Origin of the sequence: Thioclava atlantica, from assembly GCF_000737065.1 — a bacterium.
Lineage (GTDB): Bacteria > Pseudomonadota > Alphaproteobacteria > Rhodobacterales > Rhodobacteraceae > Thioclava > Thioclava atlantica.
The window spans coordinates 159,277-173,644 of the sequence record NZ_AQRC01000003.1 but is presented as its reverse complement, the minus strand read 5'-3'; the positions used below and the strand labels follow the sequence as shown (position 1 = coordinate 173,644).

At 68.0% G+C, this 14,368-nt stretch carries 13 protein-coding genes; 9 read left to right on the top strand and 4 right to left on the bottom strand.

Features of this window, described 5'->3' with window-relative positions:
• Positions 1-106 precede the first annotated feature (106 nt).
• Both lysA and DW2_RS05095 read left to right on the top strand, forming a co-directional pair.
• Positions 107-1,372: a diaminopimelate decarboxylase gene (gene lysA, locus DW2_RS05100; protein ID WP_038144245.1), complete on the top strand. Its 1,266-nt coding sequence runs from the start codon at positions 107-109 to the stop codon at positions 1,370-1,372.
• A 38-nt stretch (positions 1,373-1,410) separates the two neighbouring features.
• Positions 1,411-4,155 carry a DUF4175 domain-containing protein gene (locus DW2_RS05095; protein WP_051855441.1) on the top strand — a complete coding sequence of 915 codons (2,745 nt, stop codon included), beginning with the start codon at positions 1,411-1,413 and terminating at the stop codon, positions 4,153-4,155.
• 55 nt (positions 4,156-4,210) lie between these two features.
• Here DW2_RS05095 and DW2_RS05090 read toward each other — a convergent pair whose 3' ends face one another.
• Positions 4,211-5,317 (bottom strand): zinc-ribbon domain-containing protein, encoded by a 1,107-nt coding sequence (locus DW2_RS05090; protein ID WP_162178886.1) that lies wholly within the window; start codon positions 5,315-5,317, stop codon positions 4,211-4,213.
• 135 nt (positions 5,318-5,452) lie between these two features.
• Between DW2_RS05090 and DW2_RS05085 the strand changes: the two genes are divergently transcribed.
• Genes DW2_RS05085 through DW2_RS05075 form a run of 3 tightly spaced genes read left to right on the top strand, consistent with a single transcriptional unit; the run spans position 5,453 to position 7,796 of the window.
• Positions 5,453-6,124 carry a cell division ATP-binding protein FtsE gene (locus DW2_RS05085; RefSeq protein ID WP_038144243.1) on the top strand — a complete coding sequence of 224 codons (672 nt, stop codon included), beginning with the start codon at positions 5,453-5,455 and terminating at the stop codon, positions 6,122-6,124.
• Positions 6,124-7,020, top strand: a complete 897-nt coding sequence (locus DW2_RS05080) for a cell division protein FtsX (RefSeq protein WP_038144242.1) — start codon at positions 6,124-6,126, stop codon at positions 7,018-7,020. The genes DW2_RS05085 and DW2_RS05080 overlap by 1 nt, the downstream gene beginning before the upstream one ends.
• Complete coding sequence (locus tag DW2_RS05075) at positions 7,020-7,796, top strand: lysophospholipid acyltransferase family protein (RefSeq protein ID WP_038144241.1); 777 nt, start codon at positions 7,020-7,022, stop codon at positions 7,794-7,796. The genes DW2_RS05080 and DW2_RS05075 overlap by 1 nt, the downstream gene beginning before the upstream one ends.
• Positions 7,797-7,854: 58 nt before the next feature.
• Here DW2_RS05075 and DW2_RS05070 read toward each other — a convergent pair whose 3' ends face one another.
• Positions 7,855-8,814 (bottom strand): acetyl-CoA carboxylase carboxyltransferase subunit alpha, encoded by a 960-nt coding sequence (locus tag DW2_RS05070; RefSeq protein WP_038144240.1) that lies wholly within the window; start codon positions 8,812-8,814, stop codon positions 7,855-7,857.
• A gap of 160 nt (positions 8,815-8,974) precedes the next feature.
• Here DW2_RS05070 and DW2_RS05065 point away from each other — a divergent pair, with 160 nt between their 5' ends.
• Positions 8,975-9,442 (top strand): AraC family transcriptional regulator, encoded by a 468-nt coding sequence (locus DW2_RS05065; protein ID WP_038144239.1) that lies wholly within the window; start codon positions 8,975-8,977, stop codon positions 9,440-9,442.
• A 177-nt stretch (positions 9,443-9,619) separates the two neighbouring features.
• Here DW2_RS05065 and DW2_RS05060 read toward each other — a convergent pair whose 3' ends face one another.
• Positions 9,620-10,576 (bottom strand): L-malyl-CoA/beta-methylmalyl-CoA lyase, encoded by a 957-nt coding sequence (locus tag DW2_RS05060; protein WP_038144238.1) that lies wholly within the window; start codon positions 10,574-10,576, stop codon positions 9,620-9,622.
• A 268-nt stretch (positions 10,577-10,844) separates the two neighbouring features.
• Here DW2_RS05060 and dgcN point away from each other — a divergent pair, with 268 nt between their 5' ends.
• The 3 genes from dgcN (at position 10,845) to DW2_RS05045 (ending at position 13,759) form a co-directional block, all read left to right on the top strand.
• Positions 10,845-11,846 (top strand): N-acetyltransferase DgcN, encoded by a 1,002-nt coding sequence (dgcN, locus tag DW2_RS05055; RefSeq protein ID WP_038144499.1) that lies wholly within the window; start codon positions 10,845-10,847, stop codon positions 11,844-11,846.
• A gap of 71 nt (positions 11,847-11,917) precedes the next feature.
• Positions 11,918-12,880 (top strand): N-acetyl-D-Glu racemase DgcA, encoded by a 963-nt coding sequence (gene dgcA, locus DW2_RS05050; RefSeq protein WP_038144498.1) that lies wholly within the window; start codon positions 11,918-11,920, stop codon positions 12,878-12,880.
• An 18-nt stretch (positions 12,881-12,898) separates the two neighbouring features.
• Positions 12,899-13,759, top strand: a complete 861-nt coding sequence (locus DW2_RS05045) for a D-amino-acid transaminase (protein WP_038144237.1) — start codon at positions 12,899-12,901, stop codon at positions 13,757-13,759.
• A 72-nt stretch (positions 13,760-13,831) separates the two neighbouring features.
• On the opposite strand, the gene DW2_RS05040 is transcribed toward DW2_RS05045, so the two are convergent.
• Entirely contained in the window at positions 13,832-14,365 is a 534-nt protein-coding gene (locus DW2_RS05040; protein WP_156102887.1) for a hypothetical protein, read from the bottom strand.
• Positions 14,366-14,368 lie beyond the last annotated feature (3 nt).

The following is a 14,368-nucleotide window of genomic DNA, read 5'->3' as shown; positions in this document are numbered from 1 at the left end:
CGCGCTTGCCGCGCTTCTCGCCCTGACCGCCTGCGGCGTCGACGGACCGCCCGTCCCGCCCTCGCAGGCGCAGTCCACGCAGTCCCAGTAACCGGACCCCGCCCCCATGGATCATTTCCTCTATCGCGACGGCATCCTGCATGCCGAGGACGTCGCCCTCCCCGAGATCGCGGCCGCCGTCGGCACGCCGTTCTACGTCTACTCGACCGCCACGCTCGCGCGCCATTTCCAGCTCTTCGAGGAAGCGCTCGGCTGGACCGACCACCTCGTCTGCTTCGCGATCAAGTCGAATTCGAACCTCGCGGTGCTCAAGGTGCTGGGCGATCTGGGCGCCGGGATGGATGTTGTCTCGGGCGGCGAATACCGCCGGGCCCGCGCCGCCGGCGTGCCGGGCGAGCGGGTGGTGTTCTCGGGCGTCGGCAAGACCCGCGAGGAAATCGCCTATGTGCTCGAACACGGCATCCGCCAGTTCAACGTCGAGAGCGAGCCGGAGCTGCTGGCGATCTCGGACATCGCGAGCGCGATGGGCGTCACCGCGCCGATCGCTCTGCGGGTGAACCCGGATGTCGACGCCAAGACCCATGAGAAGATCGCGACCGGCAAATCCGAGAACAAGTTCGGCATCCCGATCGCCAAGGCCCGCGCGGTCTATGCCGAGGCCGCCAGCCTGCCCGGCATCGAGGTGGTCGGCATCGACGTCCATATCGGCTCGCAGCTCACCGATCTCACGCCGTTCGAGGCCGCCTTCCTCAAGGTGCGCGAACTCACCGAGGCCCTGCGCGCGGATGGCCACGACATCCGCCGCCTCGATCTGGGCGGCGGGCTGGGCATTCCCTACGAGCGCTCGAATTCCGCGCCGCCCTTGCCGATCGAATATGGCGAGGTGATCCGCGGCACCGTCGGCGATCTGGGCTGCGAGATCGAGATCGAACCGGGCCGCCTGATCTCGGGCAATGCCGGGCTGCTCGTGAGTTCGGTGATCTATCTCAAGCAGGGCGAGGGCCGCGATTTCCTGATCCTCGACGCGGCGATGAACGATCTCGTGCGCCCCTCGATGTACAACGCCCATCACGATATCGTCCCGGTCGTCGAGCCCGCCCCGGGCACCGAAGCCGCGCCCTATGACATCGTGGGGCCCGTCTGCGAGACCGGTGACACCTTCGCGAAAGGCCGCCCGCTCACGCCGCTCGGGCCGGGCGATCTGGTCGCCTTCCGCTCTGCGGGGGCCTATGGCGCGGTGATGGCCTCGGAATACAATTCCCGCCCGCTCATCCCCGAGGTGCTGGTGAAAGGCTCGGAATTCGCCGTGATCCGGGCAAGACCGAGCTTTGAGGAAATGCTCTCCCGCGATACGATCCCCGAGTGGCTCTGACCCCGACCCGGGGAATCAGGGCCGACGGATAGGGAGAGATGTCGGTTCGCGACTGGTTCAGCCGGAGGCCGCGCCGCAAGGCGACGGCAGATGACGGGCAGGCGGCGCTTGCGCCCTTCGCGCGCCCGATCGCGCTGACCCATGCCGGGCTCGTGCTCGAACGCGGGCTGCGCGCCTTCTGGCCCTTCCTGTCCGTGATGGCCTTCACCGCGACCGCGATCGCCTTCGCGCTGCCCGCGGCGCTCGGCGCGCAGGCGCGCTGGTTCTGGCTGGTGGCGCTTGTCGCACTTCTGGCGAGCCTCGGCTGGGGCGCGTGGCGGGTGCGCTGGCCGCGCCGCGCCGAGGCGCTGGCCCGGCTCGATGCGACCCTGCCGGGCCGCCCGCTCTCGGCACTGACCGATCAGCTCGCGCTCGGCGGCGAGGATCCGGCCGCCCGCGCGCTCTGGGCCGTTCACCTGCGCCGGATGGCCGAGGCCGCCCGCGCCGCCCGCGCGCCGCGCCCCGATCCCGATCTGGCCCGCCGCGACCCTTACGCGCTGCGCCTGAGCGCACTGACCGCGATCGTGATCGCGCTCGTCTTCGGTGTGCCGCAGCGCCTCTTGAACCCGACCGAGGGGCTGCATGGCGCGCCCGGCAATGCCGAGGCCGCGATCGGCCCGAGCTGGGAGGGCTGGGCCGCGCCGCCGCGCTATACCGGCAAGCCGGGGCTCTATCTCAACAAGGTCGAGGGCGACGCGCTCACCGTGCCCGAGGGCACCCGGTTTTCGATCCGCCTCTACGGCGCGCCGGGCTCGATCGCCTTTTCCGAGAGCGTCTCGAACCCTGCCGCGCTGCCCGAACAGGGCGCCGCGCAAACCGCCGCGGGGATCGAGCTTCGCGAATTCGAGGCCGCGCGCAACGGCCTGATCTCGCTGAAAGGGCCGATGGGGCGCGAGTTCCATGTCACCGTCGCCCCCGATGCCGCGCCTTCCGTCACGCTCGCGGGCATCTCCGAGCGCCGCGCCGACGGCAAGTTCAGCCAGCCCTTCACCGCGCAGGACGATTACGCAGTGACCTCGGGCCGCGCGGTGATTTCGCTCGATCTCGCCAAGGTCGATCGCCGCTACGGGCTCGAGATCCCGCCCGAGCCGCGCCCCGATCTGGTCTTCGACCTGCCGCTGCCGATCTCGGGCTCGCGGGCGAAATTCACCGAGACCCTCGTCGAGGACGCAGCCAAGCATCCCTGGGCGAACATGCCGGTGAAGATCTCGCTCGAGGTCGAGGACGGGCGCGGCCAGACCGGCACCAGCGCGATGCAGGAGATCGTCCTGCCCGGCAAACGCTTCTTCGACCCGCTCGCCTCCGCCCTGATCGAGGTGCGGCGCGATCTGCTGTGGTCGCGCGACAACCGGGCGCTGGCCGATCAGCTCCTGCGGGCGATCTCGAACCGCCACGAGGGCTTCATCAAGCGCGAGGAGGTCTATCTGATGATCCGCCTCGTGATCGGCCGGCTCGACGATCCGAACCTGAGCCCGGAGGCGCGCGACGAGATCGCCGAGGCGCTGTGGAAGATGGCCGAACTGGTCGAGGATGGCGGGCTCGCCGATGCGCTGGCCGCGATGCAGAAGGCACAGGAGAAGCTGTCCGAGGCGATCCGCAACGGCGCCTCGAAGGACGAGATCGCCAAGCTGATGCAGGAGCTCAAGGACGCGACCGACAATTACCTGCGGATGCTGGCCGAACGCGCGCAGGAACAGGATCAGGGCCCGCAATTCGGCCAGCAGCAGCCCTCCCAGCAGATCACCGGCGATCAGATCCAGCAGATGATGGACCAGATCCAGAAGCTGATGGAGGAAGGCCGGATGGCCGAGGCGCAGGAACTGCTCGATCAGCTCGCGCGGATGATGGAGAACCTCAAGGTCCAGCAGGGGCAGGGCGGTCAGGGCGACATGCCCGGCAATCAGGCGATGCGCGATCTGCAGGACACGTTGCGCAAGCAGCAGCAGCTCTCCGACGACGCGTTCCGCAATCTTCAGGACCAGTTCATGACCCCCGAGGAGCGCCAGCGTCAGGCGCAGAACGGCGATCAGGGCCAGCAGGGTCAGCAAGGCGAGCAGGGTCAGCAGCCGGGCGAGGGCCAACAGGGCCAGCAGCAAGGCCAAGGGCAGCAACCGGGCGATCAGCCGGGGCAGGGCGAAGGCCAGGACGGGCAGGCTCAGCGTGACGGGCAGGGGCAGGGCGACCAGCCCGGTCTCGACGGCGGGCAGGGCGGGCTCGACGGGCAGAGCCTCGCGGATCGCCAGCAGGCCCTGCGCCGCGAGCTCGACCGCCAGCGCGGCCTTCTGCCGGGCTATGGCAACGAGGAGGGAAAGCGCGCCGAACAGCGCTTCGACGAGGCCGGCCGCGCGATGGACAAGGCCGAGGAAGCGCTGCGTCAGGGCGACAACAGCGCCGCGATCGACCGTCAGGCCGACGCGATCGAGGCGCTGCGCGAGGGCATGCGCGCGCTCGGCGACGCGATGCGCCGCGATCAGGCCCGCCAGCAGGGCGCGCCCGGGCAGCAGCAGATGGGACAGGCGGGCGAGTTCGGCGGCACCGAGACGCCGCGCGATCCGCTCGGACGCTCGCAAGGCGAGGGCGGCCGCATCGGCACCGACCAGCAGCTGCTTCAGGGCGAGGATGTCTATCGCCGGGCGCAGGACCTGCTCGACGAGATCCGGCGCCGCTCGGCCGACCGGCTGCGCCCGGAGGAGGAGCTCGACTACCTGCGCCGCCTGCTCGACCAGTTCGCCAACAAGGGCTGAACGGACGCGACGGCATTAGCCACGCTTATGACAGAGCGTCCGGAATAAGTTTCGCTTATTCGGCGGGGGTTGCGCCGCCCTCTTGCGGATGCAGATACTCGATCATGCCGGTGAGCTGACGGTCGAGCCAGATCCGCCCCTCGTCCACCGCCACCGCATATTGCGCGAGCGGCTGCTTGAGCACCGGGACGCGCGCGGCAATCTGCGGCGCGAAGAAGTAGAGCGCGGCAAGCCCCGCCGCGACGAGGATCACGAACAGGAACCCCGCGCCGAAACCGCCCCGGCGGCGGCGCGCCATTTCCGGGGAGAATTCCGCGATCGTCTCGCCGAAACGGTCCGAGGTCGCGGTGAGGGTCGAATTGATCTCGTCGATATTGGGAAGCCGTTCGCGGCCGCGGATCGAGTAGGGATCCTCCTCCTCGTCGGAGATCAGTGTCGCGACGCGTTCCTCTTCTTCTTCCTCGGGTTCCTCTTCCGCGTAATCCTCGTTGAGGTCGCTGAAATCGAGCTTCGACTTGCGGCTCTGCGCGAGCCGTTCGGCCGCGAGCGCCGCGGCCTTCTCGGCATCGGCGGCGGCCTCGCGTTCCTCGAGATTGAACTCTTCCTGGGTCTGCAACTCGCTCGTGCCCTCGGCGCGGCGTTGCGCGGCTTCGCGCTCGGCCTCCTCGCGCAGGATCGAGAGCAGGCTGTCATCGAGCGGCTTGCGCGGCGTCACGCCGGGTTTCGGGGCGGGGGCGAGTTCTTCCTCATCCGCGTCGTCTCGCGGTCGATCGCCCAGCATCGCGGCCACGGCCGCCTCGGCCTGGCTTTCATCCGTGCCGCTGTCGGGCGCGGTCTGCGCCGGCGCAACGGGGTGCGGTTGCTCGGCGGGCTCCGGCTCGGGGGCAGCCTCGGGCATGGATTCGGGTACGGCGGGTTCTTGCTCTTCCTGCGGCACGGGGCCGGCTTCGGTTTCGCCGGGGATCGAGACCTCGGGTTCCGCCTCCCAGCCCTCGGGCACGGGATCGGGGCTTACCGGATCGACATCCGCATCGAGCATGGCCTTGCTCGGCTGAAACCAGCCATGGCCACAACTCGAGCACTGCACATCTCGCCCCGCTTCGGGAATGACCCCGTCATCGACTTCGTACTGCGCACCGCAATTCGGGCAAACCAGCCGCATCCTGTCCATCCCTGCCGTGTTGGCGCATTCCGGTTCTGGCCAACATTCGTCTTATGTTGTAGCAAGCGGCCGTAGAATGTCCAAGAAAAACGGGCAATTCCCCCGTGTTTTGCACACCAACGAGAGGGGCCGGGAGTGATCGAGCTGCAACATGTCGCGATGAGTTACGGCGGCGGAGATCTGTTGCGCGACATGTCGCTGCAGGTCGCGCCGGGCTCGTTCCATTTTCTCACCGGGCCGTCGGGGGCGGGCAAGACCACCTTCCTCAAGCTGTGCTATGCCGAGCTTCTCCCGAGCGCGGGCCATCTGTCGCTGTTCGGGCAGGACGTGCGGCAGATGGGGCGCGACGAGATCGCGCGCATCCGCCAGCGCATCGGGGTCGTGCATCAGGATTGCCAGTTCCTCGACCATCTCTCGCTCGAGGAGAATGTGGCGCTGCCGCTCTCGGTGAATCGCCGCACCGCCGATCCGGGCGAGCTGCGCGAGCTGCTGGCCTGGGTCGGGCTGAAGCGACAGGCCCAGTCGCTGCCGCCGCAGCTTTCGGGCGGTGAGCGTCAGCGCGCGGCGCTGGCCCGCGCGGTGATGATGTCGCCCGACGTGATCCTTGCCGACGAGCCGACGGGCAATCTCGACTGGGAGATGTCGCTGCGGCTGCTGTCGCTGCTGGTGGAGCTCAACCGGATGGGCAAGACGGTGATGATCGCGACCCATGATCTCAACCTGATCCGGCAGGCCAAGGCGCAGGTCTCGGCGCGGGTGCTGCGGATCGCGAACCGGCAGCTTCATCTGGCGGGGGCGGATCTGTGATGCGGGCGGTTCTGACCTTCTTTTCCAGCGAGCGCTCCACCGCCGACCGGGTGGTGCCGCCCACCGGGTTCACTGCGCGGCTGACGCTGTTCACCGCGGCCGCGATGGCCTTCCTCGCGGTCTTCGCCCTGGCGCTTTCGCTGGCGACGGGGCGACTCGCGGAGCGCTGGTCGGATTCGCTTGCGCGCTCCGCCACGATCCGGATCTCCGCCGCGCCCGATCAGATGGATGCGCAGGTTGCGGCCGTGCTCGAGGTGCTCAAGACGACGCCGGGCGTGGCGTCGAGCCGGGTGATGAGCGATGACGAGATGAAAGGGCTGCTGAAACCCTGGTTCGGGCCGGATCTGCCTGTCGACGCGCTGCCGCTGCCGAAGCTGATCGCGGTGACCGAGACCTCCGCGGGGGTGGATGCCGACGGGCTGCGGCTGCGGCTTCAGGCCGAGGCGCCCGGCGCGATCTTCGACGATCACACCCGCTGGCGGCGCCCGCTGGTGGCCGCGGCCGAGCGGATCCGGATGCTGGGGCTGATGTCGCTGCTGCTGATCTTCGGCGCGATGGCGGGGATGATCACGCTGGCCGCCCAGGCAGCCCTTGCCGCCAACGGCCAGGTGATCGCGGCGCTGCGGCTGGTGGGCGCGCGCGACGCCTTCATCGCCCGCGCCTTCGTGCGCCGCTTCACCACCCGCGGCCTGATCGGGGCCACGGCGGGGATGGTGCTGGGGATGATCGCCGTGGCGTTCCTGCCGTCGGCCGATGCGGCGGGGGCGTTCCTCACCGGGCTCGGGTTTTCGGGCGCGGCCTGGCTCTGGCCATTAATCATTCCGCCGATCGCCGCGATGGTCGCCTTCGGCTCCACCCGTTTCGCCGCCCTGCGCATGCTTAGGAGGATCCGCTGATGTCCGCAAGATCGCGCCGTCCCGGCAAGGTCACGCCCCTGACGCATGTCATGACCGGGCTCTATTACGTCCATATCGCGCTGGCGACGCTGGTGATCGGGGGCTTGGGGTTCTTTTTCTACGTTCTGCCGCGCGGGCGCGAGGGCGTGCATCGCGTGGCGGGGTTCTGGACCCGGCACCTGCTTGCGATGGCGCGGGTCTATCTCGGCCTGAGCTACGAGCTGCGCGGGACGCCGCCCCGGGGCGATTGCATCGTCGCCGCGAAGCATCAGAGCTTCTTCGACATCCTGATCCTCGCCAATCACCTGCCGCAGCGGGCCTTCGTGATGAAGCAGGTTCTGCTGCATGTGCCGATCATGGGGTGGTTCGCGCATAAGGCAGGCTGCATCCCGATCGACCGGTCGAAAGGGTCGGAGGCGATGAAGGTGATGCTCCAGGCGGTCGAGGAGGCGCGCGCGAGCCACGGTCTGGGCCAGCTCATCATCTATCCCGAGGGGACGCGGGTGCCGCCCGGCCAGCGCCGCCGCTACAAGCAGGGCGCGGGCGTGATCGCCGAGGCAACCGGCCTCCCGGTCTACCCGGTCGCGACCAATGCGGGGCTGTTCTGGTCGAAGCGCGGCTGGCCGATCCTGTCGGGCGTGGCGGTGACCGAATTCCTGCCCCCGCTCGAGCCCGGTGGCAGCGCGCCGGAAGTGCTCCAGAAGATCGAGGCGATCGTCGAACCGCACTCGGATGCGTTGATGGAAGAGGCGGGGTTCACCTTCCCCGAGGCGTGAGGCGTCCTGGCGCCTGAGGCCGGACGCTCCCCGCAGACCGGGGCGCGCCGGAGCCAGGTCAGGCCGAGAGCCCTTTCGAGCCCATGTCGAGGAACTTCTTGCGCCGTGCCCTGATCAGCTCGGCCGGCTTCTTGCCCTCGAGTTCGCCCAGCATCAGCGCGATTTCCGAACCGACCGAAGCCACCGCCGCCTTGCGGTCGCGCTGCGCACCGCCCAGCGGTTCCTGGATGATACGGTCGATCACGCCGAGCTTCTTGAGATCCTGCGCAGTCAGGCGCAGCGCCTCGGCCGCTTCGCGCATCTTCTCGGAATCCTTCCACAGGATCGAGGCGCAGCCCTCGGGCGAGATCACCGAATAGACGGAATGTTCGAGCATCGCGACGCGGTCGCCGGTCGCGAAGGCCACGGCCCCGCCCGAGCCGCCCTCGCCGATCACCACGGCCACGAGCGGCACGCCGATCTGCAGGCATTTCTCGGTCGAGCGCGCGATCGCCTCGGACTGGCCGCGCTCTTCGGCGCCCTTGCCCGGATAGGCGCCGGGCGTGTCGATCAGCGTCACCACGGGCAGGCCGAACCGGTCGGCCATGTCCATCAGGCGGATCGCCTTGCGGTAGCCCTCGGGGCGCGCCATGCCGAAATTGCGCTCGATGCGCGAGGCGGTGTCATGGCCCTTCTCATGGCCGATCACCATCACCGGCTTGCCGTCGAGACGGGCGAGACCGCCCATCACCGCATGGTCGTCGGCGAAGTTGCGATCGCCCGCGAGCGGGGTGAATTCGGTGAAAAGCTGCTTGATATAGTCGCGGCAATGCGGACGGGTCGGATGGCGCGCCACCTGGCATTTGCGCCAGGGCGACAGGTCCTTGTAGAGGTCGCGCAGCATCGCCTCGGCCTTCTTGTCGAGGGCGACGGCCTCTTTCTCGACATCCATCTCCTCGTTTTGCCGAGCCAGCGCGCGCAGCTCTTCGGCCTTGCCTTCGATCTCCGCCAGCGGCTTTTCGAACTCGAGATAGGTCATGGAACACTCCGCATCCGAAACTCGGCACTGTATGTCGCGGTCGGGGGGGAATTGCAACGGGCGAGCGGCCGCGAAGGCGCTCGCATGCCGCATGGGCGGGGGCGGGCGGCTGTGCTACCCTGCATCTGCAGGAGGCGCGCACCGTCACAAGGGGGTGAGCATGACCTACGAGATCACGTTGCAGCAGCTGCCGTCGGTGCGTCTGGCGGGGCTGGCCCATCGCGGGCCCTATCCCTCCGTGGGCCCGGTCTTCCAGCAACTCGCGGGGCTGGTCGCCGAGCCGTCCTGGGTGGAGGTCGAGGGCATGGCGATGATCGGCCATGACGACCCGCGCGAGGTTCCGGCAGAAGAGTTGCGCGCGCATGCCTGCCTCGTGGTCGGAGAGGGATTCGCGCTGTTCCCGCCGCTCGAGGAGATCCGCTACCCGGCGGGGCGCTACGCCGTGCTCCGGCTCAAGGGGCCCTACGAGAAGCTGCCCGAGGCCTATCGCTGGATGGACTCGGAATGGTTGCCGGGTTCGGGCGAACGTCCGCGCGATCTCGATCCCTACGAGGTCTATCTCAACGATCCTTCCGAGACCGCCCCCGAGGATCTGCTGACCGAGATCCGGCTGCCGCTCAAAGGCTAGGGCGCGGCCGGAGGTGCCCGCCCGGACTGTCATGTTTTCTTCACGCGAATGCGCTATCGGCGGAATGGAGACGCCCCAGCCGATGGCCGGGGCGTTCCTCTTCCCTCATGCAGTCGGGCCTCCCCTCCCAACCGCTCCGGGATACGAATGGCTGTCAGCGATTCGTTTTTATCGGGCTCAATCTTTAATCATTTCGGCCTGTCTGACAATCACCTCTGCCTGTTTTATCGAAGCAATGTCGACGAGCCGGCCCTTGTAGACGGTCGCGCCTTCGCCGCGCGCCTTGGCCTCTTCCATCGCGGCGAGGATCTCGCGGGCCTCGGAGACGGCGGCCTCGGAGGGGGTGAAGACCTCGTTGGCGAGTGCGACCTGCTTGGGGTGGATCGCCCATTTGCCCACCATTCCGAGCGTGGCCGAGCGCAGCGCCTGGGCGCGGAACCCCTCATCGTCGGAGAAATCGCCGAAAGGTCCGTCGACGGGCAGGACGCCATGGGTGCGGCAGGCCGCGACGATGGCGGTCTGCGCCCAATGCCACGGGTCCGACCAGTATTTCGCGCCCTCGCGCAGCATGTAGTAATTTTCCTGCGTGCCGCCGATGCCGGTGGTCTGCATCCCCATCGAGGCGGCGAAATCCGCGGCCCCGAGGCTCATCGCCTGCAGACGCGGCGAGGAAGCCGCGATCTCCTCGACATGGGCGATGCCGGCGGCGGATTCGATGATCACCTCGAACGAGATCTTCTTCTTGCGGCCCTTCGCCGTCTCGATCGCGGTGACGAGCGCGTCCACCGCGTAGACATCGGCCGCGCAGCCCACTTTCGGGATCATGATCTGGTCGATGCGCTCGGAGCCCTCCTCGAGAAGCTCGATCACGTCGCGATACCAGTAGGGCGTGTCGAGACCGTTGATCCGCACCGAGAGGTATTTCGTGCCCCAGTCGATCTCGTGGCTGGCCTGGATGATGTTGCGCCGCGCCTGCGCCTTGTCGTCGGGCGCCACCGAATCCTCAAGATCGAGATTGATCACGTCGGCCGCCGAGGCCGCCATCTTCTCGAAGATCGCCGGGCGCGAGCCCGGGCCGAAAAGCTGGCAGCGATTGGGACGTGCCGGGGCGGCGGGTTGGACGCGGAAGCTCATGGCGGGGCCTTTCGCAATGAAGTTACGTTTTTAGTTGTTGTTTGGGTATATTGTTGCGTGCCGGCTTGCAAGGTGATTTTGCGCATGCAGAATCGCGGGCCGCAGCGCAGCATGATCGAGGGCGATCTGGTGAAACTTTGCGCAAATACACCGGTTGGGCGGAAGATCTTCGCAAGGTGGGCGGAATTCGCAAGGAAATCCCCAAGAAATTTCCGCTCTCTGCCCTACCATCACCGCTAATGAAAAACACAGGGAGATGCACATGGCGCTGATCGACACCCCCTATCTGCTGTTTCTGGGCGATGCCCCCGACCCGCTGGCCGCGAAAGTGGCGCAGGGGATCAAGGACTGGCGTCCCGAATTCGCGATCGGTCAATACCGGATGGAGGGCTGTCAGGCCGATATGGGCCTTCCCGATCTCGATCTGAAAGAGGCGATCGAGAAGGGCTGCAAGACGCTGGTGATCGGCGTCGCCAACCGCGGCGGGGTGATCTCGCAGGCCTGGAAGAAGGTTCTGGTGCAGGCGCTGGAAGAGGGGCTCGACATCGCGTCGGGGCTGCACAACCTGCTGCGCGACGAGCCCGATCTGGTCGCGGTGGCGGAGGCCTGCGGGCGGCAGCTGCACGATGTACGCATCCCGGCGGTGAAATACCCGATCGCCAATGGCGAGAAGCGAACCGGCAAGCGCTGCCTCGCGGTGGGCACGGATTGCTCGGTGGGCAAGATGTACACCGCGCTGTGTCTCGAGCGCGAGATGCGCGAACGCTGCATGAAGGCAAGTTTCCGCGCCACCGGGCAGACCGGCATCCTGATCACCGGCGACGGCGTGCCGCTCGATGCGGTGATCGCGGATTTCATGGCCGGGTCGATCGAATACCTGACGCCCGACAACGAGGCCGATCACTGGGACCTGATCGAAGGACAGGGCAGCCTGTTCCACGTCTCCTATTCGGGCGTGACGATGGCGCTGATCCATGGCGGCCAGCCCGATGCGCTGATCCTCTCGCATGAGCCCACGCGCGAGCACATGCGCGGGCTTCCGGGCTATTCGCTTCCCTCGCTCGAGGCGCTGCGCGACATGGCGCTGTCGCTGGCGAAGGTGGCCAATCCCGACTGCCAGGTGGTCGGGATCTCGGTCAACAGCCAGAAGATGGGCGAGGAGGAGGCGCGCGCCTATCTCGCCAAGCTCGAGGCCGAGATGGGCCTGCCCGCGACCGATCCGTTCCGCTTCGGGGCCGGCAAGCTGGTGGACGCGCTCGCCGCGATCTGATCTTCTCACCGATGAGCCCGCCGGAGGCCTCCGGCGGGGGTGTTTCACGCCAGAGGAAGGTGGGGGTGACGATGATCCGGGTTCAGCAGCAGAGTTTCAGGCTCGCGCAGGTCTTCACCATCTCGCGCGGATCGCGTAGCGAGGCGCAGGTCCTGACCGCGACGGTGGCGCGCGAGGGGGTGACGGGCCGGGGCGAATGCGTGCCCTATGCGCGCTATGGCGAGAGCCTCGAGAGCGTGACGGCGCAGATCGAATCCCTGCCCGGCGACATCACCCGCGCCGAACTGCAAGAGGCGCTGCCCGCGGGGGCGGCGCGCAACGCTGTCGATTGCGCGTTGTGGGACTGGGAGGCCAAGAGCCGCGGCGAGCCGGTCTGGGAACTCGCGGGGCTCGAGAGGCCGGGCTCGCTCACCACCGCCTACACGCTGTCGCTCGATACGCCCGAGAAGATGCGCGAGGCCGCGCAGGCACAGGCCGCGCGGCCGCTTCTGAAGATCAAGCTGGGCACGCCCGACGATCTGCCGCGGCTGCGCGCCGTGCGCGCGGGCGCGCCGAAATCGCGCATCATCGTCGATGCCAACGAGGGCTGGGAGATCGAGACCTTCCTCGACATCCAGGCCGAGCTGAAGGAGCTTGGCGTGGCGCTGGTCGAGCAGCCGCTGCCGGCGGCGGGCGACGAGGCGCTCTCCGAGATCGAGCGTCTGGTGCCGATCTGCGCCGACGAGAGCTGCCATACCAGCGAGGGGCTCCTCGATCTGCGCGGCAAATACGACGTCATCAACATCAAGCTCGACAAGACCGGCGGGCTGACCGAAGCGCTGCGGCTGCGCGCGCTGGCCCGTTCGGAAGGCTTCGGCGTGATGGTGGGCTGCATGGTCGGATCGAGCCTCGCGATGGCGCCCGCGGTGCTGGTCGCGCAGGGCGCCGATTACGTGGATCTTGACGGGCCGCTCCTTCTGGCCGAAGACCGCGAGGCGCCGCTGCGCTATCGCGGAAGCGAGATGGACCCGCCCGAGCCCGCGCTCTGGGGCTGACGTTGCAAGGAGATCGAGATGAGCCGCATTGTCTATCTGAACGGGGATTACCTGCCCGAAGAGGAGGCGAAGATCTCGGTCTTCGACCGCGGCTTCGTGATGGGCGATGCGGTCTATGAGGTGACCTCGGTGCTCGGCGGCAAGGTGCTCGAATTCGAGGGCCACATGGCGCGGCTCGAGCGCTCGATGAACGAGCTGGAGATGCACTGCGATCTGACCCGCGACGAGTGGCTCGCGATCCATCGCGAACTGATCGCGCGCAACGGGATCGACGAGGGGCTCGTCTATCTGCAGGTGAGCCGCGGCAATGCGGGCGATCGCGACTTCCATTACCCGCCGGAAGGCACCCCGCCGACGGTGGTGCTCTACACGCAGGCCAAGCCCAACCTCGCCGACGATCCGAAGGCGAAGGTTGGCATCAAGGTGATCTCGCTGCCCGACCTGCGCTGGCATCGCCGCGACATCAAGACGGTGCAGCTTCTCTACCCGTCGATGGCGAAGATGGCGGCCGAGAAGGCGGGCAAGAACGATGCCTGGTTCGTCGAGGGCGGCTATGTGACCGAAGGCTCGTCGAACAACGTCTATATCGTGAAGGGCAACAAGATCGTCACCCGGCACCTGTCGGAAGACATCCTGCACGGGATCACCCGCGCCTCGCTGCTGAAATACGCGGCCGAAGCGCAGATGGAGATCGAGGAGCGCCCCTTCACCATCGAGGAGGCGCAGGGCGCGGACGAGGCCTTCTTCACCTCGGCCTCGGCCTTCGTGATGCCGGTCGTCGAGATCGACGGGGTGACGCTGGGTGCGGGGTCCCCGGGCCCGGTGGCGGCGCGTCTGCGCGAGATCTATCTCGACGAGAGCCGCAAATCGGCGGTCTGAGGCGCGGCTGCGCAATTTGATCGGTGAATAGAGGAAAGAGCCCCGGACAGCCCGACCGGGGCTCTTTCTCCGTCATGCGGGTGCGAGAGACCGGAAATCGGTGTCGCTCAGCTCCGCATGACCGCGGAATTCCAGAATGTCGGGGCGCAGCGCCTCGGGCGCGACCCCGTCGATAATGAGCACGGGCTCCCCTTCGATCACCACGCGGGCGCCGCCCGGGGCCTGGTCGAAGACGATCTCATGCGGAGGGGGGACGGGCCCCTCGACCGTGATCAGGATCCGGTCGCCCTGGGCGAAGCCGGAGATGCGGGGCAGATCGGGCTCGGCCGGGGTCAGCGCCTGGACCACGCGGGCCATCACCGTCTCGTCGCGGGCGGAGCTGGCCGAGAGCGCCTCCTCGAACGGGGCGACCGGCGCCTCATCGGCGCTGGCGGCGGCCGCAGGGCGCGCCCGCCGCAGTAGGCGGCGCGGGTGGCGTGCCTTGATGCGCGCGCGCGTCTTGGGGCCGTCCTCGGGGCCTTGCGCCGCGCCGAGGCGGCTCGGCTCCATTTCGGCCCAGCCCAAGAGGCAAAGCGCCATAGTCGCGGCGATGAACAATCCCAGCATCAT

Coding starts and splice junctions, on each gene's coding strand:
- lysA (WP_038144245.1), top strand. CDS start 107: ATGGATCATTTCCTCTATCGCGACGGCATCCTGCATGCCGAGGACGTC.
- DW2_RS05095 (WP_051855441.1), top strand. CDS start 1,411: ATGTCGGTTCGCGACTGGTTCAGCCGGAGGCCGCGCCGCAAGGCGACG.
- DW2_RS05090 (WP_162178886.1), bottom strand. CDS start 5,317: ATGCGGCTGGTTTGCCCGAATTGCGGTGCGCAGTACGAAGTCGATGAC.
- DW2_RS05080 (WP_038144242.1), top strand. CDS start 6,124: ATGCGGGCGGTTCTGACCTTCTTTTCCAGCGAGCGCTCCACCGCCGAC.
- DW2_RS05075 (WP_038144241.1), top strand. CDS start 7,020: ATGTCCGCAAGATCGCGCCGTCCCGGCAAGGTCACGCCCCTGACGCAT.
- DW2_RS05070 (WP_038144240.1), bottom strand. CDS start 8,814: ATGACCTATCTCGAGTTCGAAAAGCCGCTGGCGGAGATCGAAGGCAAG.
- DW2_RS05065 (WP_038144239.1), top strand. CDS start 8,975: ATGACCTACGAGATCACGTTGCAGCAGCTGCCGTCGGTGCGTCTGGCG.
- DW2_RS05060 (WP_038144238.1), bottom strand. CDS start 10,576: ATGAGCTTCCGCGTCCAACCCGCCGCCCCGGCACGTCCCAATCGCTGC.
- dgcA (WP_038144498.1), top strand. CDS start 11,918: ATGATCCGGGTTCAGCAGCAGAGTTTCAGGCTCGCGCAGGTCTTCACC.
- DW2_RS05045 (WP_038144237.1), top strand. CDS start 12,899: ATGAGCCGCATTGTCTATCTGAACGGGGATTACCTGCCCGAAGAGGAG.
- DW2_RS05040 (WP_156102887.1), bottom strand. CDS start 14,365: ATGCTGGGATTGTTCATCGCCGCGACTATGGCGCTTTGCCTCTTGGGC.